Annotated in this window: 18 protein-coding genes; 14 read left to right on the forward strand and 4 right to left on the reverse strand. The window is 41.8% G+C overall.

Annotated features, from left to right (window positions below):
- The first annotated feature begins 86 nt into the window (after positions 1 to 86).
- The gene (locus QUG14_RS18980) at positions 87 to 266 is read left to right on the forward strand and encodes an H-type small acid-soluble spore protein (RefSeq protein ID WP_289342006.1); all 180 of its coding nucleotides are present in this window, start codon (positions 87 to 89) and stop codon (positions 264 to 266) included.
- 33 nt (positions 267 to 299) lie between these two features.
- Here the strand turns inward: QUG14_RS18980 and QUG14_RS18985 are convergent, their stop codons facing one another.
- From QUG14_RS18985 to cls, 3 genes are all read right to left on the reverse strand, one after another.
- The gene (locus QUG14_RS18985) at positions 300 to 428 is read right to left on the reverse strand and encodes a DUF4023 family protein (RefSeq protein ID WP_289342007.1); all 129 of its coding nucleotides are present in this window, start codon (positions 426 to 428) and stop codon (positions 300 to 302) included.
- Positions 429 to 493: 65 nt separating this feature from the next.
- Positions 494 to 1,450: a UV DNA damage repair endonuclease UvsE gene (gene uvsE / locus QUG14_RS18990; RefSeq protein ID WP_289342008.1), complete on the reverse strand. Its 957-nt coding sequence runs from the start codon at positions 1,448 to 1,450 to the stop codon at positions 494 to 496.
- A 14-nt stretch (positions 1,451 to 1,464) separates the two neighbouring features.
- Positions 1,465 to 2,664 carry a cardiolipin synthase gene (gene cls / locus QUG14_RS18995; protein WP_289342009.1) on the reverse strand — a complete coding sequence of 400 codons (1,200 nt, stop codon included), beginning with the start codon at positions 2,662 to 2,664 and terminating at the stop codon, positions 1,465 to 1,467.
- 218 nt (positions 2,665 to 2,882) lie between these two features.
- On the opposite strand from cls, the gene QUG14_RS19000 reads away from it, so the two are divergent.
- The 9 genes from QUG14_RS19000 (at position 2,883) to QUG14_RS19040 (ending at position 17,186) form a co-directional block, all read left to right on the forward strand.
- Positions 2,883 to 4,982, forward strand: coding sequence for a (Fe-S)-binding protein (locus QUG14_RS19000; RefSeq protein WP_289342010.1), 2,100 nt, complete (start codon positions 2,883 to 2,885; stop codon positions 4,980 to 4,982).
- Positions 4,983 to 5,223: 241 nt separating this feature from the next.
- Positions 5,224 to 6,411, forward strand: a complete 1,188-nt coding sequence (locus tag QUG14_RS19005; RefSeq protein ID WP_289342011.1) for an acetyl-CoA C-acetyltransferase — start codon at positions 5,224 to 5,226, stop codon at positions 6,409 to 6,411.
- Between the two features lie 193 nt (positions 6,412 to 6,604).
- A complete protein-coding gene (locus QUG14_RS19010) occupies positions 6,605 to 7,456 on the forward strand; it encodes a 3-hydroxybutyryl-CoA dehydrogenase (RefSeq protein ID WP_289342012.1) in 852 nt (283 codons plus the stop codon).
- A 15-nt stretch (positions 7,457 to 7,471) separates the two neighbouring features.
- The gene (locus QUG14_RS19015; RefSeq protein WP_289342013.1) at positions 7,472 to 8,602 is read left to right on the forward strand and encodes an acyl-CoA dehydrogenase; all 1,131 of its coding nucleotides are present in this window, start codon (positions 7,472 to 7,474) and stop codon (positions 8,600 to 8,602) included.
- Between the two features lie 252 nt (positions 8,603 to 8,854).
- Complete coding sequence (locus tag QUG14_RS19020; protein WP_289342014.1) at positions 8,855 to 9,994, forward strand: acyl-CoA dehydrogenase; 1,140 nt, start codon at positions 8,855 to 8,857, stop codon at positions 9,992 to 9,994.
- 29 nt (positions 9,995 to 10,023) lie between these two features.
- On the forward strand, positions 10,024 to 10,680 hold the full coding sequence (locus QUG14_RS19025) for a TetR/AcrR family transcriptional regulator (RefSeq protein ID WP_289342015.1): 657 nt from the start codon (positions 10,024 to 10,026) through the stop codon (positions 10,678 to 10,680).
- Between the two features lie 27 nt (positions 10,681 to 10,707).
- Positions 10,708 to 13,974 (forward strand): fused isobutyryl-CoA mutase/GTPase IcmF, encoded by a 3,267-nt coding sequence (gene icmF, locus QUG14_RS19030; protein WP_289342016.1) that lies wholly within the window; start codon positions 10,708 to 10,710, stop codon positions 13,972 to 13,974.
- 789 nt (positions 13,975 to 14,763) lie between these two features.
- Complete coding sequence (rpoE, locus tag QUG14_RS19035; RefSeq protein WP_289342017.1) at positions 14,764 to 15,348, forward strand: DNA-directed RNA polymerase subunit delta; 585 nt, start codon at positions 14,764 to 14,766, stop codon at positions 15,346 to 15,348.
- A gap of 242 nt (positions 15,349 to 15,590) precedes the next feature.
- The gene (locus QUG14_RS19040; protein ID WP_289342018.1) at positions 15,591 to 17,186 is read left to right on the forward strand and encodes a CTP synthase; all 1,596 of its coding nucleotides are present in this window, start codon (positions 15,591 to 15,593) and stop codon (positions 17,184 to 17,186) included.
- A 218-nt stretch (positions 17,187 to 17,404) separates the two neighbouring features.
- Here QUG14_RS19040 and QUG14_RS19045 read toward each other — a convergent pair whose 3' ends face one another.
- On the reverse strand, positions 17,405 to 17,902 hold the full coding sequence (locus QUG14_RS19045) for a DUF2529 domain-containing protein (protein WP_289342019.1): 498 nt from the start codon (positions 17,900 to 17,902) through the stop codon (positions 17,405 to 17,407).
- A 165-nt stretch (positions 17,903 to 18,067) separates the two neighbouring features.
- Between QUG14_RS19045 and QUG14_RS19050 the strand changes: the two genes are divergently transcribed.
- From QUG14_RS19050 to glpX, 4 genes are all read left to right on the forward strand, one after another.
- The gene (locus tag QUG14_RS19050) at positions 18,068 to 18,439 is read left to right on the forward strand and encodes a response regulator (RefSeq protein ID WP_095247517.1); all 372 of its coding nucleotides are present in this window, start codon (positions 18,068 to 18,070) and stop codon (positions 18,437 to 18,439) included.
- A 226-nt stretch (positions 18,440 to 18,665) separates the two neighbouring features.
- Positions 18,666 to 19,523: a class II fructose-bisphosphate aldolase gene (locus QUG14_RS19055; RefSeq protein WP_289342020.1), complete on the forward strand. Its 858-nt coding sequence runs from the start codon at positions 18,666 to 18,668 to the stop codon at positions 19,521 to 19,523.
- A gap of 377 nt (positions 19,524 to 19,900) precedes the next feature.
- Positions 19,901 to 21,190 carry a UDP-N-acetylglucosamine 1-carboxyvinyltransferase gene (locus QUG14_RS19060; protein WP_289342021.1) on the forward strand — a complete coding sequence of 430 codons (1,290 nt, stop codon included), beginning with the start codon at positions 19,901 to 19,903 and terminating at the stop codon, positions 21,188 to 21,190.
- 80 nt (positions 21,191 to 21,270) lie between these two features.
- A complete protein-coding gene (gene glpX / locus QUG14_RS19065) occupies positions 21,271 to 22,233 on the forward strand; it encodes a class II fructose-bisphosphatase (protein WP_289342022.1) in 963 nt (320 codons plus the stop codon).
- Positions 22,234 to 22,470 lie beyond the last annotated feature (237 nt).

A 22,470-nucleotide genomic window follows, 5' to 3' on the forward strand; every position in this document is an offset into this window, starting at 1 on the left:
GACAGGCACCAAATATACATCACTGCATATTTATCCGTTTTTTGGTAAATAGTATAAGGGTACTTTTTAGATGAGGAGTGACCCTGATGAATGTGGGCAGAGCGAAGGAAATTGTGGAGTCGATGGATATGATTAATGTTACATATGAAGGAATGCCTGTGATTATTCAGCATGTGGATGATAACACGAAGATGGCGAGGATTTATTCGAAATCAGATCCGGAGAATGAACGGGAAGTGCCTGTGTTGAATCTTATTGAGGAATAGGAAGAGTCTCCGCATTACGGAGACTCTTTTCTTTTATACACCTTGTGAATGCTGATGGTTTGGTAATTTGCTTTCAGGGTCGTTATTGCCACGCTTTTTATTTTTTTCTTGCTTTTTTTGGTTTTCAGCTAGTTTTTGTACGAATTCGCTAGTGCTTTCCATTAAAATCCCTCCTCATGTGAATCTGTTGTTACTTTAACCATTCCCCATTGAAAAAATGCTGGGAGTTATTTCACCTCAATGGTTGCCCCGCTGATTCGTTTAAAGCCTCGAACCTTGCTAATATCCTCGACTAATTTCAATGTTGCTTGATCCTTGGCCTTAGCCTCAATCATGAAGTCGACATCCTGGCCAATTTCCTTCAACATTGTTAATAATGGCATGATAAATTCAAGGTCCACATAGTCTGCATGAGACCTGAATTCCTTTTCACCCTTTGGCGAGGAAATGTGAATTTTGGGAATGAAGTCAACATGGTCCCATGTCTGGAATATCCTCGGCATCAGGCTCTCCAGCGGTGGTTCGCAAAGGTTGGCCATGTGATGATGATAATCAAATACAAGTGGAATGGTTTCTTTTTCACAAGCAATCAACGTTTCCTCCGTATTGTAAGTTTTGTCATCATTCTCTAAGGTCATTGCCTTTTTTATATGGTTAGGAAGCCTCTTTAAGTTTTCATGGAACCGGACAATGGTGTCAACCTTATCCCCATAGGCACCGCCAATATGAATGTTCATCATGCCTCTATCCTCGACACCCATGGCTTCAAACATTCGATAATGATATTCCATATCAATTACAGCATTGTTCGTTATTTTATCTTGTGTAGAAGTAAATAACGTATATTGATTTGGATGAAAACTAACCCGCAAGTTGTTCTTTTTAATTAACTGGCCAATTTCCTTCCACTGCTTTTTAAAGGGGGTAACAAAATCCCAAAATACCTCAGGATGGGTGGCTAAAGGAACAATGGAACTAGATAATCGGTACAATTCAATCTCATGCGCGAGATTGAAATAAAACATTCGAAGCGTATGGGCAAGATTGAGCCGTGTAAGTTCAAGTAATTTATGTTTACGCTCTTTTTCTGATAATTGCTGGTAGCGTGTGAACGTAAGTGTCTTCGACGGAGAGGCGTCCCATAATGTAATGGCCGTCGAAACATAGCCGAAACGAATCTTCATCACAAAACTCCTTACTATAAAAAGAATGACAGAGCACCGGCAATGCCTTCCTTCACAGCTCTGAACAAATTTGGCTTATTAAGGTCCTCCAGCCTCAGAGGTTTGGAGTCTAATATGTCTTTGTGAATGACCTCCTTAAACCGGTCAACAAAGGCAGTATCAAAAAAATAACAATTGATTTCTTTGTTTAAAAATAAACTCCGCTTATCAAAATTAGCGGAACCGATATCACATAGTGTGTCGTCAAGTATGATTGATTTTGCATGGTAAAAACCATTTTTATACTGAAAAACCTGGGCTCCTTCTTTCAGCATCAAACGTAAATACCGGTATGAAGCTTCTTGGACAAGCATATGATCTGTGATATAAGGTACTACGATTGTAATCTTAACGCCGCGCTTTGCAGTCCGAATGAGTTCATTGATGAGTTTTTTGCTTGGAATAAAATAGGGTGAGCCAATAACGATTGACTTTTTTGCACTTCGGATTAAATGGAGATATTTATCTTCTAGGAACCCAGCCTCCGTTGGAACAAATTGATGAGGAACCTTCCCTTTTGGCTGTTCGGGGGTAAAATCCTCTACATTCACTGTTTCAGAAGAATATTCATTCCAATCGATAAAAAACTCACGCTGCAGGTATGGGACGCTTTCTCCAGTGATTTTTAAATGGTAGTCCCTCCACGGACTTAACTTAGGGTCTTGATCAATATATTCCTTACCGACATTAAAGCCGCCAAGATAGCCAATTTTTCCATCAATGATCGAAATCTTGCGGTGATTGCGCACCTGAGAGGAATAAAAGAGAAAGGGAAGCCGTATACGGTTACTAAAGGCGAATTGCACACCAGCTGCACGCAATTCGTTAATGGCAGGCTGTTTCACTTTATGACTGCCAATCCGGTCGACCAAAAGTCGGACTTCAATTCCTTCCTTTGCTTTAGCCTTTAAAATATCGAAAAACTGCTGGCTAAATTGGTCATCCCTTACGATATAAAAAAGGATATGAATATGGCTTGCAGCATTTTTTAATTCATGGAAGTAATCTGCAAACAGTTCTTTTCCATGTGGAAAAATATCAAAGTTTCCATACAAAATCGGGGTTTCCCGTTTCTGAAAAAAAGAAAGATGCTTTTTTCTGCCAAAGGTAATATCGAGGTAAAACCATACAATGATAAGAAGTATAAGAGCGATGACTATGGATGGTAAATTCATTTGAGTATCGTTCCTCCAATCATTTATTTTAGGTTTGCCAAACTGGGCCTAGAGTATGAATTTGAATAAAAGGCAAATGAAATTTGAGAAAAACATTTGACTGAATGCTCATTCATTATATAATAGTGTTAATAGTATTCAGAAAATTTTATTGTTTTTAAATTTTCTAGTTAAGGCGAACAATTCGAAAGAAAGAGAAAACAAAGGGGGCGTATTGAATGAATGGGCTTTTATGGGTGAATCTCATTGCATTCCTTTCTGTAACCGCTTACGCAATCAGTCTATTCGTTTACGTAGTGAAAACGAGGATTGAATTCATTAAGCTGGGGAAAAAAGTCGAGTTTGACAACAATGTCAAAGAACGAATGCAAAAGATCTGGGTCAATGTTTTTGGGCAAAAGAAGCTATTAAAGGACAAAAAAAGTGGAATCATGCACGTCATGTTCTTTTATGGCTTTATCCTTGTTCAATTTGGTGCAATTGATTTTATTTGGAAGGGATTGGCACCTGGTTCACATTTACCGCTGGGACCGCTTTATGCTGGATTTACCTTCTTCCAAGAAATCGTTACACTGATGATTCTCGTTGCTGTCATTTGGGCATTTTACCGACGCTATGTTGAAAAACTTGTTCGTTTAAAACGCAATTTTAAATCGGGTCTTGTGTTAATTTTTATCGGTGGTCTAATGTTGTCCGTTCTAGTTGGAAATGGTATGGGCATCATCTGGCACGGTCACGAAGCCACTTGGACGGAGCCAATTGCATCGTTAATTGCGCTTATTTTTTCAGGAATTGGTGAAACCGCTTCAATTGTCATTTTTTATGTGGCATGGTGGGTGCACTTATTATTCTTACTAACCTTCTTAGTGTATGTTCCACAATCAAAACACGCACATTTAATTGCCGGACCGGCAAACGTATATTTTAATCGTTTAGAAAAACCAGGTAAGTTGAAAAAGGTTGATTTTGAGGACGAGTCTCAAGAATCCTTCGGCGTTGGAAAAATTGAAGACTTTACGCAGCACCAAATGATCGATTTTTATGCATGCGTGGAATGCGGTCGCTGTACGAATATGTGTCCAGCAACAGGTACCGGTAAAATGCTGTCACCAATGGACTTAATAGTGAAAATGCGTGATCACCTAACGAATCATGGTGCGGCTGTAACTTCCAAGCAGCCATGGGTCCCGACCTTTGCTTTTGGCAACACAACAGGTAACCAAATTGCACTGGCTGCAAGCGGCCAAGGTGCACAAGAAACAGCGGCCACACTTGCTTATAATCCAAGCTTAATCGGTGACGTTATTACCGAAGAAGAAATTTGGGCATGTACGACTTGCCGGAACTGTGAAGACCAATGTCCGGTAATGAACGAGCATGTGGATAAGATTATTGACCTTCGTCGTTATTTAGTTTTAACAGAAGGGAAATTAGATGCTGATGCACAGCGCGCGATGACCAATATCGAGCGTCAGGGTAATCCGTGGGGCTTAAACAGAAAAGAGCGCGAAAGCTGGCGTGAAGTTCGCGAGGATGTTGAAATCCCGACTGTAAAAGAAATGAACAAAAAAGGCGAAGAGTTCGAGTACTTATTCTGGGTTGGTTCAATGGGCTCCTACGATAACCGCAGCCAGAAAATCGCTCTTTCCTTTGCAAAGCTTCTAAATGAAGCAGGCGTTAAGTTTGCGATCCTAGGTAACAAAGAGAAAAACTCAGGCGATACACCGCGCCGTCTCGGCAATGAGTTCTTGTTTCAGGAACTTGCGACGAAGAATATTGAGGAATTTGAAAAGGCAGAGGTTAAGAAGATTGTTACGATTGATCCGCATGCCTATAATATTTTCAAAAATGAATACCCTGATTTTGGTTTAGAGGCAGAGGTTTACCATCATACAGAAGTTCTATATGAACTTGTTCGTGATGGAAAGCTTGTACCAAAGCATGCCGTTAACGAAAAGATTACTTTCCATGATTCTTGTTACTTAGGACGTTACAACGACGTCTACGATCCGCCGCGTGAGATTTTGAAATCAATCCCAGGTGTACAGCTCGTGGAAATGGAAAGAAACAGAGAAACCGGAATGTGCTGTGGCGCTGGCGGCGGTTTGATGTGGATGGAAGAAGAAACGGGACACCGCATTAACGTTTCAAGAACCGAGCAGGCACTTGCTGTTAATCCATCTGTGATCTCTTCTGGCTGTCCGTACTGCTTAACGATGCTATCAGACGGAACAAAGGCGAAAGAAGTAGAAGAAAAGATTTCAACCTATGATGTAGCAGAATTGCTAGAAAAGGCTGTTTGCGGCGAAGTAGCATAGAAAAGAGTTAGAGTCAGAGCTAGGCTAGAATTGATGTTTGAGGCAGAAGTTGTTGTGAGATACCTGAATTCATAAAATTTTAGGAATTTTGTGTAAAACATTTCAACTTTTGTCTTTTTTTATGTAAAATAGATAGTGGATAGGAAAACGCTTTCATGTACAGGGAGTTTTTTTTGCTGCAATATTGAGCGAGCGTTCAGTCGGTAATGATTTAAAGTGATAAAAGGGGAGAGTGTTTTTAATGGGGAGAAGTGTAATTTTAAGCGGGGTACGAACTCCATTTGGTAAGTTTGGCGGGGCACTTAGCAGCCTGACTGCTTCACAGCTCGGGGGTATCGCGGTGAAAGAAGCAATTGCGCGCGCTGGAGTTAATCCTGAAGATGTACAGGAAGTGATTTTAGGTACCGTTTTACAAGGAGGTCAGGGTCAAATTCCTTCACGCCAAGCAGCAAGAGAGGCTGGCCTTTCATGGGAAGTGAAAACGGAAACGATTAACAAAGTTTGTGCATCCGGAATGCGCAGTGTCACGTTAGGCGATCAAATCATCCGTACTGGCGATGAAGAACTAATTGTTGCAGGCGGCATGGAATCGATGAGCAATGCACCATACATTTTACCAAAAGCGCGCTGGGGCTTAAAAATGGGCGACTCATCCGTGAAGGATTTAATGATTCATGACGGATTAAGCTGCAGCTTCACAGGCGTTCATATGGGAACATACGGGAATTCAACCGCAAAAGAAATGGAAATCAGCCGGGAAGCTCAAGATGAGTGGGCACTCAGAAGTCATGAGCGGGCCATTGCAGCAATCGAAAGTGGAATTTTTGCAGAAGAAATCGTGCCTGTCACCGTCCCACAGCGTAAAGGGGCTCCGGTTGTCGTAGAGCATGATGAATCACCACGAAAAGACACCTCACTAGAAAGACTTGCAAAATTAGCACCTGTATTTAATGCAGACGGAACAATCACAGCAGGAAATGCCCCTGGAATCAATGATGGTGCGGCAGCCCTCGTCTTAATGAGCGAAGAACGAGCATTACGTGAAGGGCTGAAGCCAGAAGCGGTTATCTTAGGTCATGCAGCCGTAGCTGTGGAAGCAAAGGATTTTCCACAAACACCAGGACTCGTCATCAACAGTTTATTGAAAAAGACCGGTAAAACCGTAGAAGATATTGATTTATTTGAAATTAATGAGGCCTTTGCAGCGGTTGCGCTAGCAAGTGGAAAAATTGCAAACCTTGATCCAGAAAAGGTGAATGTCAATGGCGGTGCGGTCGCATTGGGCCATCCGATTGGAGCAAGCGGCGCTAGAATCATTATCACGTTAATGCATGAGTTGAAACGTCGTGGCGGCGGGATTGGGATTGCGGCCATCTGCAGCGGCGGTGGTCAGGGCGATGCGGTTATGATTGAAGTTCCTAGGGGTTAATTGGTTTCTTTCCAGATAATGTCTAATTGTACAAAACGATAGAAAAAGAGTCCAAAACACCGTGAAAAGAGTCCAAAACACCGTGAAAAGAGTCCAAAACACGCTAAAAAAAGTCCAAAACTCAAAAACGTCAAAAGCTTATTTTTAAAAAAAGGGGCTTGAACTGATTCAAGTCCCGATTGGAGGGGATGTAATGAAGGTTGAAAAGGTAATGGTAATTGGTGCGGGTCAAATGGGTTCTGGGATTGCTCAGGTTTGTGCGCAGGCAGGTTACACAGTGTATCTTAATGACATAAAACCCGAATTTGTGGAGCGCGGCTTGGGGGTAATCGGCAAAAATCTATCTCGTCATGTGGATAAAGGCAGAATGACAGAAGAGCAAAAACAAGAAGTCCTTACTCGGGTAACAGCTTCGACTGACCTGAATGATGCCCGCGAGGTTGACCTCGTTATCGAAGCAGCGGTTGAAAATATGGAAATCAAAACAAAAATCTTCGCGCAGTTAGATGAAATTGCGCCGCCACATGCGATTTTGGCGAGCAATACATCGTCACTGCCAATTACGGAAATCGCGGCTGCCACGAAACGTCCGGAACAAGTTATTGGGATGCATTTTATGAATCCGGTGCCTGTGATGAAGTTAGTGGAAATCATTCGAGGCTTGGCTACGGCAGATGAGGTTTACCAAGTGATTGAAGATATGACAAAGACATTGAGTAAGGTACCGGTTGAAGTAAATGACTTTCCTGGATTTGTTTCGAATCGCATTCTAATGCCGATGATCAATGAGGCAATTTATACACTGTATGAAGGTGTGGCAACGAAAGAAGCGATTGATGAAGTGATGAAACTTGGAATGAATCACCCGATGGGACCGTTGACGTTGGCTGATTTTATCGGACTTGATACCTGTCTTTATATTATGGAAACCTTACATGAAGGTTTTGGAGATACAAAATACCGTCCATGCCCGCTGCTGCGTAAGTACGTGAAAGCTGGCTGGCTTGGCAAGAAATCAGGTCGAGGCTTCTACACATACGAATAGTTTGGAGATGAAACTATGAATCTACGATTTTCAGAAGAGCAGGAAATGATGCGAAAAATGGTTCGTGACTTTGCAGAAAAGGAAATTGCCCCATTTGTCGAGCGGATGGAAAAGGGTGAATTTCCGCGGGAGATTCTCCGCAAAATGGGTGAGCTTGGTTTGATGGGGATTCCCGTTCCAGAAAAGTACGGCGGAGCGGAGATGGATTTTGTCTCGTACATCATAGCGATTAACGAGATTTCTCGCGTAAGCGCGACGGTTGGCGTTATCCTGTCTGTTCATACATCAGTCGGAACCAATCCAATTTTGTATTTTGGGTCAGATGAACAGAAGCAACGGTTTTTACCGAAACTAGCATCAGGTGAGTATCTGGCGGCGTTTTGTTTAACGGAGGCAGGCTCAGGATCAGATGCAAAAAGCATGAAATCACGTGCTGTAAAAAAAGGCGATCATTATGTCATTAATGGCTCGAAGATGTTTATCACGAACGGCGGGGAAGCGGATGTCTATATTGTATTTGCTTCAACCAACCCTGAATTAGGCAGCAACGGAATATCTGCTTTTATCGTTGAGAAAAACTCTCCTGGACTTGTGATAGGCAAGGATGAGCATAAAATGGGTCTTCATGGCTCGCGTACGGTCCAGCTAACGTTTGAAGATATGCACGTGCCGGTTGAAAACCTTTTAGGTAAAGAGGGAGAAGGTTTTAAAATTGCGATGGCAAACCTGGATGTTGGTCGAATCGGAATTGCAGCTCAAGCTCTAGGGATCGCGGAAGCAGCATTAGAGGCAGCTGTCCATTATGCGAAAGAGCGACAGCAGTTTGGCAAGCCAATCGCTGCACAACAAGGAATTGGCTTTAAATTGGCGGATATGGCGACCAATGTGGAAGCTGCAAGACTATTACTCTATCGGGCAGCGGATTTGCGTGCGCAAGGAATGAAGTGCGGGATGGAAGCCTCGATTGCTAAATTATTTACTTCAAAAACGGCTGTGGAGACGGCGATTGAAGCGATTCAGGTGTTTGGCGGCTATGGCTATACGGAGGACTATCCAGTTGAGCGCTACTTCCGCGATGCGAAAGTGACTGAGATATATGAAGGAACAAGTGAGATACAGCGGATTGTGATTAGTAAGTATCTTTGATTTGTAGATAACGTATTGTTATCTGAGCAATTTGCGTAGATATTTTTTCTGGAATGAGTAGATATCCTGACCACTCGTGTAGGGAACAGTCAGGGATAGGTGGAAAACGAAGCTAATTGTAGAACCTGTATGGTTATTTGTATGAACTGTATGGTTTTTTGTAGAACCTGTACGCTTTTTTGTAAGAACTGTATGGTTTTTCGTAAAAACTGTACGGTTAGGAGAGAAGTTACCTTAAGGAGGACGTATAAAATGAACTTTCGCTTGTCTGAAGAACATGAAATGATTCGTAAAATGGTTCGTGATTTTGCTAGAAATGAGGTTGCTCCAACAGCTGCTGAGCGTGACGAGGAAGAGCGTTTTGACCGTGAAATTTTTGATAAGATGGCGGATCTTGGATTAACAGGAATTCCGTGGCCGGAGGAGTATGGCGGAATCGGCAGCGATTATCTCGCTTATTGTATAGCGGTTGAAGAATTATCAAGAGTTTGCGCTTCAACAGGTGTTACGTTATCCGCGCACACTTCACTTGCAGGCTGGCCGATTTACAAATTCGGTTCCGAGGAGCAAAAGCAGCAATATCTTCGTCCAATGGCAGAAGGTAAAAAAATCGGTGCTTACGGCTTAACAGAGCCAGGCAGCGGATCGGATGCAGGCGGTATGAGAACGACAGCAAGACTGGAAGGTGACCACTATGTCCTTAATGGTTCAAAAATTTTCATTACCAATGGCGGTGTAGCCGATATCTATGTCGTTTTCGCCTTAACCGATCCATCCAGCAAACAAAAAGGAACGACCGCATTCATCGTCGAAAGCGACACACCAGGATTCTCTGTTGGTAAAAAGGAAAAGAAACTCGGCATTCGTTCTTCACCAACAACGGAAATTATTTTTGAAGATTGCAAGGTGCCTGTCACCAACAGACTTGGTGAAGAAGGCGAGGGCTTCAAAATTGCGATGATGACGTTGGATGGCGGCCGTAATGGAATTGCTGCCCAGGCAGTTGGAATTGCACAAGGTGCGCTTGATGCAGCGGTCGATTATGCAAAAGAACGTCAACAATTTGGAAAGCCTATTGCAGCGAACCAAGGAATTGGCTTCAAGCTTGCAGATATGGCGACAAACATTGAAGCAGCTAGATTATTAACCTATCAAGCTGCATGGCTAGAGTCTGAAGGGCTGCCATATGGCAAGGAATCAGCGATGTCAAAATTATTCGCTGGTGACACAGCGATGAAAGTTACAACTGAAGCGGTACAAGTATTTGGCGGGTACGGTTATACAAAGGATTATCCAGTGGAGAGATACATGCGCGACGCGAAGATTACGCAAATCTATGAAGGAACACAAGAAATCCAGCGCCTCGTTATCTCACGGATGATAACAAAATAACCACTTTATGAATAAAGGCGGTAAAAGGGATGAAAAAGCGTGAAGTGCAGGCTTCAGTTAAGGACGAACGCCTTGTACAAAGAAGACGAGATCAGATGATCAAAGGGGCCGTTTCACTTTTTAAAGAAAAGGGATTTCACCGGACGACCACCAGGGAAATTGCCAAGGCGGCAGGATTTAGTATTGGGACGTTATACGAGTATATACGAACGAAGGAAGACGTTCTTTACTTAGTTTGTGATAGCATTTATGACCATGTGAGCGAGCGGCTTCAGCAGGATCTTGAAGAAAAGCAGGGCACACTTGAAAGCTTGAAGCATGGCGTTGCCAATTATTTTCGGGTTATTGATGAAATGCAGGCGGAAGTCTTGGTCATGTATCAAGAGGCCAAATCGCTTACGAAGGATGCCCTGCCATATGTGTTGAAAAAGGAAAACGAAATGGCAGCGATGTTCGAAAAACTCATTACATTATGTGTGGAAAATGGCGAGTTGAGCTTAACGCAAAAACAGATCAAAAACCTTTCTCATACCATTATTGTTGAAGGACAAATGTGGAGTTTCCGCCGCTGGACCTTACAGAAGCTATATACCTTAGATGAATATATCGAATTGCAAACAGAACTGTTGTTTTCGGGGATTAATGGAATGAGTCAAGCGCAGAAAAAAGGGACGATAATGAAATAGATTTTTCTAGGGCAAAGGGGGAGACAGATGACTACGACTTTAGTTTATCAGCCGAAGCACCATATTCGTTTTGTGACGGCATCGAGTTTGTTTGATGGCCATGATGCTTCAATTAATATTATGAGGAGAATTCTTCAAGCGAGCGGGGCAGAGGTCATTCATCTTGGGCATAACCGTTCAGTGGAAGAAGTGGTTAATGCGGCGATTCAAGAGGACGCGCAGGGGATTGCAATTTCTTCTTATCAAGGCGGACATGTGGAATACTTTAAATATATGTATGATTTACTGAAGGAGAAGGGTGTGCCGAACATCCGCATTTACGGCGGCGGTGGTGGTGTTATTATCCCGCGTGAAATTAAGGAATTGCATGATTATGGAATTGCCTGGATTTTCTCACCTGAGGACGGCCGGACGATGGGGCTGCAGGGAATGATTAACCGGATGCTCGAGGAGTGTGATTTCCTTACGGTTTCGGCGGATCATGCACAGCATATTGAAAACCTGCCAACGGGTGATGTCAATGCGATTTCTAAATTGATTACACTTGCTGAGTTGCATGTCGATAATAATCGTGAAGCAGCAGCAGCGGCTGAAAGCCTATTGGAAAAGGTAAAAACATTAACGAAGGAAGTTCCTGTTATTGGGATCACGGGGACGGGCGGTGCTGGAAAAAGCTCGCTGACAGACGAATTGATTCGCCGGTTTATCAATGAATTGCCTGATAAAAAAGTGGCGATTCTTTCGGTGGATCCGACGAAACAAAAGACAGGCGGCGCACTTTTAGGAGATCGGATTCGCATGAATGCCATCTTCAACCCTAATGTATTTATGCGCAGTCTTGCCACAAGGTCTTCAAAAAGCGAGCTTTCGTTAGCCATTAAGGACGCTGTTTCTGTTGTGAAAGCGGCAGGATTTGACCTAGTAATCGTTGAAACGAGTGGAATCGGTCAGGGTGATGCCGAGATTACTGAAATTTGTGATGTTTCGCTTTACGTGATGACCAGCGAATTCGGGGCACCTTCACAACTTGAAAAAATTGATATGATCGACTTTGCTGACTTAATTGTCATTAATAAATTTGAGCGCAAGGGTTCCGAGGATGCACTCCGTCAGGTGCAAAAGCAATATCAGCGCAGTCATATGCTGTTTGAAAAAGATACAAGTGAAATGCCGGTTTACGGAACGATTGCCAGTCAGTTTAATGACAAAGGTACCAATGCCCTATTTGCGGCGTTAATTGAAAAAATTAATCAAAAAATGGGCACGGATTGGGTTACTTCTTTTACTAAACAGGCGTTAGTAGAAAAGCAAAACGTGATTATTCCGACTGACCGCCGTTATTACTTACGGGAAATATCGGAGACCGTTCGCCGCTATCATCAAAAAGCTGAAGAGCAGGCGAATATTTCCCGGAAATTATTCCAGCTTGAAGGCGCAATCGCAGCGGTTAAAGAGACAGAGGCAAACGAGGAAGTTATTATTTCCTTAGAAGCCATTAAACAAGCAACCGAAGAGAAATTAACACCAGAATCGAAAAAGATTCTCGATGGCTGGGAGAAAACAAAGGCTGCCTACAAAGCAGATAAATTTGTAACGAGAATTCGAGATAAAGAAATTATCACCGTATTAAAAACAAAGAGTCTTTCTGGGCTGGACATTCCGAAGGTGGCTTTACCAGGATATAAAGATTACGGCGAAATTTTACGCTGGGTCTATCGTGAAAATGTACCTGGTTCATTTCCATTTACAGCAGGAGTATTCCCGTTCAAGCGTGAAGGGGAAGATCCAAAACGTCAGTTTGCTGGAGAAGGGACGCCGGAAAGAACCAATCGACGCTTCCACTATTTATCAAAGGATGATAGTGCAAAACGACTGAGTACTGCTTTTGACTCCGTTACGCTGTATGGTGAGGATCCAGATTACCGTCCTGATATCTATGGTAAGGTTGGCGAAAGCGGCGTTAGCGTTTGTACGCTTGATGATATGAAAAAGCTTTATGACGGCTTTGACCTTTGCCATCCATCTACATCTGTATCGATGACGATTAATGGTCCGGCACCTATCATTTTAGCGATGTTCATGAACACCGCGATTGATCAGCAGGTGAAGAAAAAAGAAGCTGAGCTTGGTCGTGTGTTAAGTGTTGAAGAATTTGCAGAAGTGAAGGCGTTTACGTTAAAAACTGTTCGCGGAACCGTTCAAGCGGATATTTTAAAAGAAGATCAGGGTCAAAATACCTGTATTTTTTCAACTGAGTTTGCACTGCGGATGATGGGCGATATTCAGCAGTATTTTATTGACAAACAGGTGCGAAACTATTATTCCGTTTCTATCTCTGGGTATCATATTGCCGAAGCGGGCGCGAATCCGATTTCGCAGTTGGCGTTTACACTTTCGAACGGCTTTACCTATGTGGAGTATTATTTAAGCCGCGGAATGAAGATTGATGATTTTGCAGCCAATCTATCGTTCTTCTTCTCCAATGGCTTGGATCCAGAATATACGGTTATTGGCCGGGTTGCACGCCGAATTTGGGCAACGGTGATGCGTGATAAATATGGTGCAGCTGAGCGCAGTCAAAAACTGAAGTACCATGTTCAAACATCTGGCCGTTCGCTGCACGCGCAAGAGATCGACTTTAATGATATTCGCACTACACTCCAGGCGTTGATGGCACTGCAGGATAACTGTAATTCGCTTCATACCAATGCCTATGATGAGGCGATTACTACTCCGACCGAAGAATCGGTACGTCGTGCGATGGCGATTCAAATGATTATTACCAAAGAGCATGGTTTAACGAAAAATGAAAACCCACTTCAAGGTTCATTCATTGTAGAAGAATTAACGGACCTTGTCGAGGAAGCGGTTCTTCAGGAATTTGAACGCTTAAATGATCGCGGCGGTGTGCTTGGTTCCATGGAAACCCAATACCAACGCGGAAAAATCCAAGATGAGTCAATGTACTATGAAATGAAGAAGCATACAGGCGAACTGCCAATTATTGGTGTGAATACGTATTTAAATCCGAACCCACCATCTGAGGAAGACATTAACAGCATGGAACTGGCGAGAGCATCAAAAGAGGAAAAGGAATTACAAATTCATAATTTACGCGCTTTCCAACAAGAACACGAAGCCGAAACAAAAAAAGCATTAGAAAAATTAAAAGCAGCAGCCGTCAACAACGAAAACATATTTGCAGAACTAATGGAAACCGTAAAAGTAGCAAGCCTAGGCCAAATCACAAAAGCCCTATACGAAGTAGGCGGGCAGTATAGAAGAAACATGTAGTTATTTTAGCAATGGCTTAAAAATTTAAGCCATTGTTTTTTATAAAAGGGCTTTGTTAAAAGAAGAATTAATTTTGGCACGCTGTTGATTTGTGCGGAAGGCGCGAGACTCCTCGAAAATGCTATCGCATTTTCTTCGAGCGGGGGCAGGTTCGAGGAAGTAATTCAATGTCCTGCAGGAGTACGGAGCAGGAGAGACCCCACAGGCGCATGCGCCGAGGAGGCTCACCGCAACGCCTGTGGAAAGCGAAGTGCCTCGTGACAGGCAGAAAACGCCTGTCACTGCGATGATTATTCAAAGAAGCTTCCCTTAGTGGAGTGCAAATCAACAGCACCTGTATAACAAAGCCTAAACTAAAAAATTATTTTTTTACATAGTACTAATATTGGCTATTTTTCTTATATAATAGATGGGCAAACAACAATGGATCCTGAGGGCTGGTGCGATTGATGAAAATAAACTATATGTATTTATTTTTAATAATTTCAGCCTGGCCCTTATACTATCTCTATCAACATCAACTAGGGGCGATTTCCTTTCTTGTACTGGCTATTTTCTTTCTAATCAAGGCAATGAAAGAGTTGAAAATGCTAAAAAAAGAAACGAAATCAAATGATACCCAGTCAAAACCCAGAAAAAATCAAGCAAAACAATAGATAGAACTAGCATAAACGGGAGAATATTGTTTATAATGAAGAATATGTCAAAATACTAGCACTTAGGTGCTAAAATTTTTGCCCGTTATCACTCATTACATAGAGTGTTAAATAGAGAAAGGAAGTGCCGATATTGAGTTTACAAGGTTACTCAAAAGAGCAATTAAAAGAGTTATCCCTCATTGAGATGGCGTATGAATTTCTAAAAGGCAGCAAACAGCCAATTTCCTTCCATGATTTAATTAAAGAGATTGCTGCAGCTACAGAAATTACAGAGGCAAATATCAAATCAAGAATTGCACAATTCTATACGGACATAAATATCGATGGTCGTTTTCTTTCATTAGGTGATAACCGCTGGGGACTTCGCGTTTGGTATCCAATTGATACACAGGAAGAAGAAGTCGTTACCGTTATTAAACCGAAGAAGAAAAAGGCGAAAAAGGTTGTCGATGAAGACGAGCTTGAAGACTTTGATGAAGTGGATGAGGATTACGATGAGCTTGATGACTTTGTCGATGAAGATGATCTCCTTGATGATGACGATGAGGATGATCTTCTTGATGACCTCGACGATGTCGATGATTTAGATGACGACGATGATGTTTTAGAAGACGATGATGTTTTAGAGCTTGATGATGAAGAAGACTTGGATGAGGATCTTGATGATGAAGAAGATTTGGATGAAGTAGAGAGCGAAGACGACGACCTATTATAGGCTTGACTTTTTAATCCTGCACTTGTAGAATCTTTTTTGGGCTCCTTTTAAAAGGAACGGATCATAATTAGCTTATAAAGCGCTCCCTTACATTGCGTAAGCGGAGTGCTTTTTTATTTTGTCAGTCAATGATACATAGCTCTTTCGGCAGAGCCGAAACTTCTTTAAGATAAAAATTTTTTATAAAAGAAGCCTTAAACATCAAGAAGATTGCACAAACTGAATTAGAGGAGGATTATTTTATGACGAAGTATATTTTTGTAACTGGCGGTGTGGTTTCATCGTTAGGAAAAGGAATTACGGCAGCCTCTTTAGGCCGTTTGTTGAAAAATCGCGGATTGAACGTTACGATTCAAAAGTTTGACCCATATATTAACGTGGACCCTGGAACCATGAGCCCGTATCAGCATGGTGAAGTGTTCGTGACCGGTGATGGCGCGGAAACGGATTTGGATTTAGGACATTATGAACGCTTTATCGATATTAACTTAAATAAGTACAGCAACGTAACGACTGGGAAAATCTATTCTACTGTCTTACGCAAGGAACGCCGTGGTGATTATTTAGGTGGAACGGTTCAGGTTATCCCGCACATTACCAATGAAATTAAAGAGCGTGTTTTCCGTGCTGGCAATGAAACAAATGCAGATGTTGTAATCACCGAAATCGGTGGAACCGTGGGTGATATCGAGTCACTGCCTTTCTTGGAAGCCATTCGTCAAATTAAGAGTGATATTGGCAGCAGCAATGTGATGTATATTCACTGTACCTTGATTCCTTACATTAAGGCAGCGGGCGAAATGAAGACCAAACCAACGCAGCACAGTGTAAAAGAGCTTCGCAGTCTTGGTATTCAGCCAAATATCATTGTCGTTCGTACCGAAATGCCGGTTTCCCAAGATATGAAGGATAAAATCGCTTTGTTCTGTGATATTGATGCGAAAGCGGTTATTGAGTGTCAGGATGCTGATACACTTTATTCGATCCCACTTGCACTTCAAGAGCAGCACATGGACCAAATTGTTTGCGATCACTTGAAATTAACCACACCAGAACCGGAAATGACTGAATGGAAAGCATTGGTTGAAAAGGTTATGAATCTTTCCGGCAAAACGCGTATTGGTCTTGTCGGTAAATATGTTGAACTTCAGGATGCCTATATTTCTGTTGTTGAAGCGATGAAACATGCAGGATATGCGTTTGACGCTGATGTGGAAATTAAGTGGATCAATGCAGAAGAGGTTAATGCAGAAAACGTATCAGAACTATTGGAAGATGTAGATGGAGTCCTTGTTCCTGGCGGCTTTGGTGACCGTGGAATTGAAGGGAAGATCCAAGCAACTCGTTATGCGCGTGAAACGAAGAAGCCTTTCCTTGGCATTTGCCTAGGTATGCAGTTGGCAACGATTGAATACGCAAGACACGTTCTTGGATATCAGGATGCACACTCTGCGGAGTTTGTACCTGAAACGAAGCATCCAATCATTGATTTATTGCCAGAGCAAAAAGATGTCGAGGATTTAGGCGGAACATTAAGACTTGGACTTTATCCATGCCGGGTAGTTGAAGGAACAAAAGCGTTTGCTGCTTATGAGGATGAAGTGGTATATGAGCGTCATCGTCATCGTTACGAGTTTAACAATCATTACCGTCAAGAAATGGAAGAGGCAGGGTTTATATTCTCTGGGACTAGCCCAGATGGCCGTCTCGTAGAGATTATTGAGCTTAGTGATCATCCATGGTTTGTGGCGTCACAATTCCATCCGGAATTCGTTTCAAGACCAAACCGTCCACAGCCGCTTTTCCGTGACTTTATTAAAGCAACTTTGCAAAAATAAGATTTTTAGTCCAGTTCTCTTTGGTGAGGACTGGCCTTTTTATATGGTTTTTGTTTCCATATATTGTCTAATTGTACAAAATCCTTTGAAAAGTGTACAAAACAATAAAGAAAGTGTACAAAACCTTATAATAAATGTACAAAATCCCGGAAAAATTGTACAAAACCACCCCAAAAATGTACAAAACAAAAAACGGCCTCCATCAAGGCCGTAATAAATCACTCATATTCCGCTAATATCTCATCTATCGTGAATTTTAACCCATAATAAACATATAAAGCCGCCATCGAGGACGGATATCCGTACCGATTTCCGAAATCATCCGGCAATAGACCCTTAGTTAGCTGTAAATCGATATGGACATCAGCTAACTCAGCAAGTTTACCATCTGGTACCGATGTTGAAACTGCTACAAAGGGAATATCTTTTTCCTTCAGCGTACCTGCCAATTCAACTGCTTCTGGATCATCCGAGTTCCGTGTGAACAATAGCACTCTGTCGGCACTGGTTGCAGCCTCCACATTAGTTAAAGCACCTTTTAACGGTTCTGCACCTTCTAACGCCTCAAATTCAACAGCCTTCATTTCTCGAAATCCAACTAGATAAATACTCTGACCTTGAGCGAGAAGGCGGGCACCGTCCTCAAAGGAAAACTCTCCTTTGTCTTCAATTCTCTTAAATAAACCGGTCAATTGGGTCGTAAACATTTTCATCAATTTAAACCACTCCTTCACAAAAATATTATATCTTTAAAAAAACAAAAGACAATTACCATAATATACCGCATAATAAAAAGAGGAATTTAAAGAGAAATGTCGAAGATTATCTAGTGGAAGAATAAGGAATCATTTATAAATAAAAAGGGTGGAAGAGGTGGAGTTATGAAAGAGAAAATTTTAATTGTTGACGATCAATTTGGGATCCGCATTTTATTAAATGAGGTGTTCTCAAAGGAAGGGTATCAAACCTTTCAGGCAGCAAATGGAATACAGGCACTTGATATTGTTACGAAGCATGACCCAGATCTCGTCCTATTGGATATGAAAATACCTGGTATGGATGGTATTGAAATTTTAAAAAGAATGAAGGTTATTGACCCTGACATTCGCGTTATCATTATGACTGCTTATGGTGAATTGGATATGATTCAAGAGGCCAAGAATCTTGGTGCGATCACTCATTTTGCAAAGCCATTCGATATAGACGATATTCGTGCGGCAGTAAGAAAACATATTCCTCAAAAAGCGAATTAATCATTTTTTGATAAATGTCGAAAAGTGTTGCCGCTTTCATTGTGAACGTTTATAATATTATGGTTTCTTTAATAGCATTTTAGATTTTTGTTTGGTATGATACATATGAACTTTTACTTGTCCATTTATCTTTCTCGAGTATACATATTCAGTAAAACGGTAGGAAATCCTTAAGAGGGAAGTCCTAATTCGAGGAGATAAGTACCTATACCAAGGAGGAAATAAAATGCCTTTAGTTTCAATGAAAGAAATGCTCATCAAAGCGAAAGCAGAAGGCTACGCTGTTGGGCAATTTAACTTAAATAACCTAGAGTTTACCCAAGCTATTTTACAAGCAGCTGAAGCTGAAAAATCACCTGTTATTCTTGGTGTTTCTGAAGGGGCAGCTCGTTACATGGGCGGCTTTAAAACAGTTGTTAAAATGGTTGAAGGTTTATTAGAAGATTACAAAATTACCGTTCCTGTTGCGATTCACTTGGATCACGGTTCAAGCTTTGAAAAATGTAAAGAAGCAATTGATGCTGGTTTCACTTCTGTTATGATCGATGCTTCTCATCATCCATTTGAAGAAAACGTAGCAACTACTTCGCAAGTAGTAGAATACGCTCATTCAAAAGGTGTTTCTGTTGAAGCTGAATTAGGTACAGTTGGCGGACAAGAAGACGATGTTGTGGCTGAAGGCGTTATTTACGCAGATCCAAAAGAGTGTGAAGAGCTTGTTAAGCGTACTGGTATTGACTGTCTTGCTCCTGCATTAGGTTCAGTACATGGACCATACAAAGGTGAGCCAAAGCTTGGTTACCCTGAAATGGAAGCAATCGGAAAAGCTACTGGTTTACCGCTAGTATTACATGGTGGAACTGGTATCCCAACGCATGATATCCAAAAATCAATTTCTCTTGGAACAGCTAAAATTAATGTGAACACTGAAAACCAAATTGCTTCTGCAAAAGCGGTTCGTGAAACATTAGCTGCGAAGCCAGAAGAGTATGATCCACGTAAATACTTAGGACCAGCTCGCGATGCGATCAAAGCAACTGTAATTGGCAAAATGCGCGAATTTGGTTCTTCAGGCAGAGCTTAATAACGTACTTTTATAATTAGAGGACTTGTCCTCTTGAAAATACTATCCAATGTTTGGTAATATGGATAATAAATTGAAACCGCCCCTTATTCAGTGGGCGGTTTCAAACTGTAATAAATAATTTGAAAATTGGCGAAATTTGTCGAAGTTGACATTTTAGAGATTAAAATGACATTAACGCAAAAATTTACCAATTTTTAAAACTTTTTTTCATATTCATACATGAAAATAATATATTGGTGTACACTAGATGATAGACAAGCTGTCGGATTATGTAATTTGCTGTTGGTAATAATTACCTAAAGACGAATAATTATCATTTAGTTGATTAATAAAGGATTAACAGTCCATCCCAATGGCGTAGAAGGGAGTCGAACATGGAAAAACTTAAAATTGCGGGCGGATATCCGCTTAAGGGAACCGTAAGAATAAGTGGTGCAAAAAACAGTGCAGTAGCGTTGATACCAGCAACCATTTTAGCAGAATCACCAGTGACAATAGAAGGGCTGCCGGATATTTCCGATGTAGAAATATTGAAGGACTTGCTCGAGGAAATTGGCGGGAAGGTAGAACTTTCGGATGATTTTGATATGACGGTTGACCCATCGTCGATGATTTCGATGCCATTGCCAAACGGAAAAGTAAAGAAGCTTCGTGCCTCTTACTATCTCATGGGGGCGATGCTCGGCCGTTTTAAAAAGGCTGTCATCGGTTTACCGGGTGGCTGTCATCTTGGGCCGCGGCCAATTGATCAGCATATTAAGGGATTTGAAGCACTTGGTGCTCAGGTGACAAATGAGCAGGGGGCTATTTATTTGCGTGCGGACGAACTCCGAGGTGCACGTATTTATTTGGATGTTGTCAGCGTTGGGGCAACGATTAATATCATGTTAGCGGCGGTAAGAGCGAAGGGCCGGACAATTATTGAGAATGCTGCGAAAGAACCAGAAATCATTGATGTCGCTACTCTACTAACAAATATGGGAGCGAAAATCAAGGGCGCAGGAACCGATGTCATACGGATTGATGGAGTCGATAGTCTTCATGGATGTCGTCATACGATTATTCCTGACCGAATTGAAGCAGGAACCTATATGATTTTAGGAGCTGCGGTTGGTGAAGGCGTTTTAATCGATAATGTGATTCCACAGCACTTAGAGTCCTTAATTGCCAAGTTGCGTGAAATGGGCGTGAAAATTGAAACTGGCGACGACCAGGTGTTTGTCAGCAGTTCAGATAAGCTGAAGTCTGTTGATATTAAAACACTCGTTTATCCTGGTTTTCCAACCGACCTGCAACAGCCGTTTACCACACTTTTAACAAGAGCTTCGGGTTCTAGTGTCGTAACCGATACTATTTATGGTGCCCGTTTCAAACATATTGATGAATTAAGAAGAATGAATGCGAACATTAAAGTAGAAGGCCGCTCAGCGATTATTAGCGGACCGGTGAAGCTTCAGGGGGCGAAAGTAAAGGCAAGTGATCTTAGAGCAGGAGCAGCGCTGGTAATAGCCGGACTTCTAGCTGAAGGAATTACCGAAGTAACAGGTCTTGAGCATATTGACCGTGGTTATAGCCATCTAGTTGAAAAATTAAATGGCCTTGGTGCTACCGTATGGCGTGAAGCTCTATCAAAAGAAGAAGTAGAACAACTAAAGAATACGTAAATAAGCTATACTAATTCCTCGAATCTGTTATACTAATATTATTAAAAAAGTATAAACAGAAAAATTGGGGGATTGAGAACATGGAGAGAAGTTTATCTATGGAGCTTGTTCGCGTTACTGAAGCGGCTGCACTTGCTTCAGCACGTTGGATGGGACGCGGGAAAAAGGATGAGGCGGATGGAGCAGCAACTTCTGCGATGCGTGATGTGTTTGACACGATTCCGATGAAGGGAACCGTTGTGATTGGCGAAGGCGAAATGGACGAGGCCCCAATGCTGTATATTGGTGAAAAGCTTGGTACTGGATACGGACCGCGTGTCGATGTAGCCGTTGATCCACTTGAAGGTACAAACATTTTAGCCGCAGGCGGTTGGAATGCCTTGGCTGTTCTAGCGATCGCTGACAATGGCAACCTGCTTCACGCACCAGATATGTATATGGAGAAAATTGCTGTCGGTCCTGAAGCTGTAGGGTTAATCGATATCAATGCTTCAGTCCTTGATAACCTGAAAGCAGTAGCGAAGGCAAAAAACAAGGATATTGAAGACGTTGTGGCAACGGTTTTAAACCGCCCGCGCCACGAACATATTATTGCTCAACTCCGTGAGGCTGGCGCACGAATTAAATTGATTAATGATGGCGATGTAGCAGGTGCTATCAATACCGCTTTTGATAACACAGGCGTTGATATTTTATTTGGCTCTGGTGGTGCACCGGAAGGCGTAATCTCCGCCGTAGCCTTAAAATGTCTTGGCGGTGAAATCATCGGGAAATTACTGCCGCAGAGCGATGCCGAGTTAGAGCGTTGTGTGAAAATGGGACTAGATGTCAATAAGGTTCTTCGCATGGAAGACCTTGTTAAAGGAGACGACGCTATTTTCGCTGCAACGGGTGTAACAGACGGGGAATTACTGCGCGGTGTTCAATTTAAGGGTGCGTACGGCTCTACTCATTCAATCGTTATGCGTGCTAAATCAGGCACTGTCCGATTTGTCGAAGGTCGTCACAGTTTGAAAAAGAAACCGAATTTAGTGATTAGATAAATTTTTATAGTAAACACTTACTAAGAGACTAGATTTTAATTCTAGTCTCTTATCTCCATAAAAATCTATTATCTCCTTCTAATTGAAAATTCCAGTTGATTATTTTTTTACAACAAGGGTACAATAGATAGTGTTTTTAAAAACAAAAAGATTCTGCTATTCTATTCATTTCTAATATTTCCTCTCTTTTTTTAAGTAATTAAAAAAACCCTCTATTATACGATTGGTTCTCGCAAA

The organism is Neobacillus sp. CF12 (assembly GCF_030348765.1).
Classification (GTDB): domain Bacteria; phylum Bacillota; class Bacilli; order Bacillales; family Cytobacillaceae; genus Neobacillus.

Bases quoted from the DNA above. Each gene is read 5' to 3' on its own strand.
- QUG14_RS18980 (WP_289342006.1), top strand. From the start codon at position 87: ATGAATGTGGGCAGAGCGAAGGAAATTGTGGAGTCGATGGATATGATT.
- QUG14_RS18985 (WP_289342007.1), bottom strand. From the start codon at position 428: ATGGAAAGCACTAGCGAATTCGTACAAAAACTAGCTGAAAACCAAAAA.
- uvsE (WP_289342008.1), bottom strand. From the start codon at position 1,450: ATGAAGATTCGTTTCGGCTATGTTTCGACGGCCATTACATTATGGGAC.
- cls (WP_289342009.1), bottom strand. From the start codon at position 2,664: ATGAATTTACCATCCATAGTCATCGCTCTTATACTTCTTATCATTGTA.
- QUG14_RS19000 (WP_289342010.1), top strand. From the start codon at position 2,883: ATGAATGGGCTTTTATGGGTGAATCTCATTGCATTCCTTTCTGTAACC.
- QUG14_RS19005 (WP_289342011.1), top strand. From the start codon at position 5,224: ATGGGGAGAAGTGTAATTTTAAGCGGGGTACGAACTCCATTTGGTAAG.
- QUG14_RS19010 (WP_289342012.1), top strand. From the start codon at position 6,605: ATGAAGGTTGAAAAGGTAATGGTAATTGGTGCGGGTCAAATGGGTTCT.
- QUG14_RS19015 (WP_289342013.1), top strand. From the start codon at position 7,472: ATGAATCTACGATTTTCAGAAGAGCAGGAAATGATGCGAAAAATGGTT.
- QUG14_RS19020 (WP_289342014.1), top strand. From the start codon at position 8,855: ATGAACTTTCGCTTGTCTGAAGAACATGAAATGATTCGTAAAATGGTT.
- QUG14_RS19025 (WP_289342015.1), top strand. From the start codon at position 10,024: ATGAAAAAGCGTGAAGTGCAGGCTTCAGTTAAGGACGAACGCCTTGTA.
- icmF (WP_289342016.1), top strand. From the start codon at position 10,708: ATGACTACGACTTTAGTTTATCAGCCGAAGCACCATATTCGTTTTGTG.
- QUG14_RS19040 (WP_289342018.1), top strand. From the start codon at position 15,591: ATGACGAAGTATATTTTTGTAACTGGCGGTGTGGTTTCATCGTTAGGA.
- QUG14_RS19050 (WP_095247517.1), top strand. From the start codon at position 18,068: ATGAAAGAGAAAATTTTAATTGTTGACGATCAATTTGGGATCCGCATT.
- QUG14_RS19055 (WP_289342020.1), top strand. From the start codon at position 18,666: ATGCCTTTAGTTTCAATGAAAGAAATGCTCATCAAAGCGAAAGCAGAA.
- QUG14_RS19060 (WP_289342021.1), top strand. From the start codon at position 19,901: ATGGAAAAACTTAAAATTGCGGGCGGATATCCGCTTAAGGGAACCGTA.
- glpX (WP_289342022.1), top strand. From the start codon at position 21,271: ATGGAGAGAAGTTTATCTATGGAGCTTGTTCGCGTTACTGAAGCGGCT.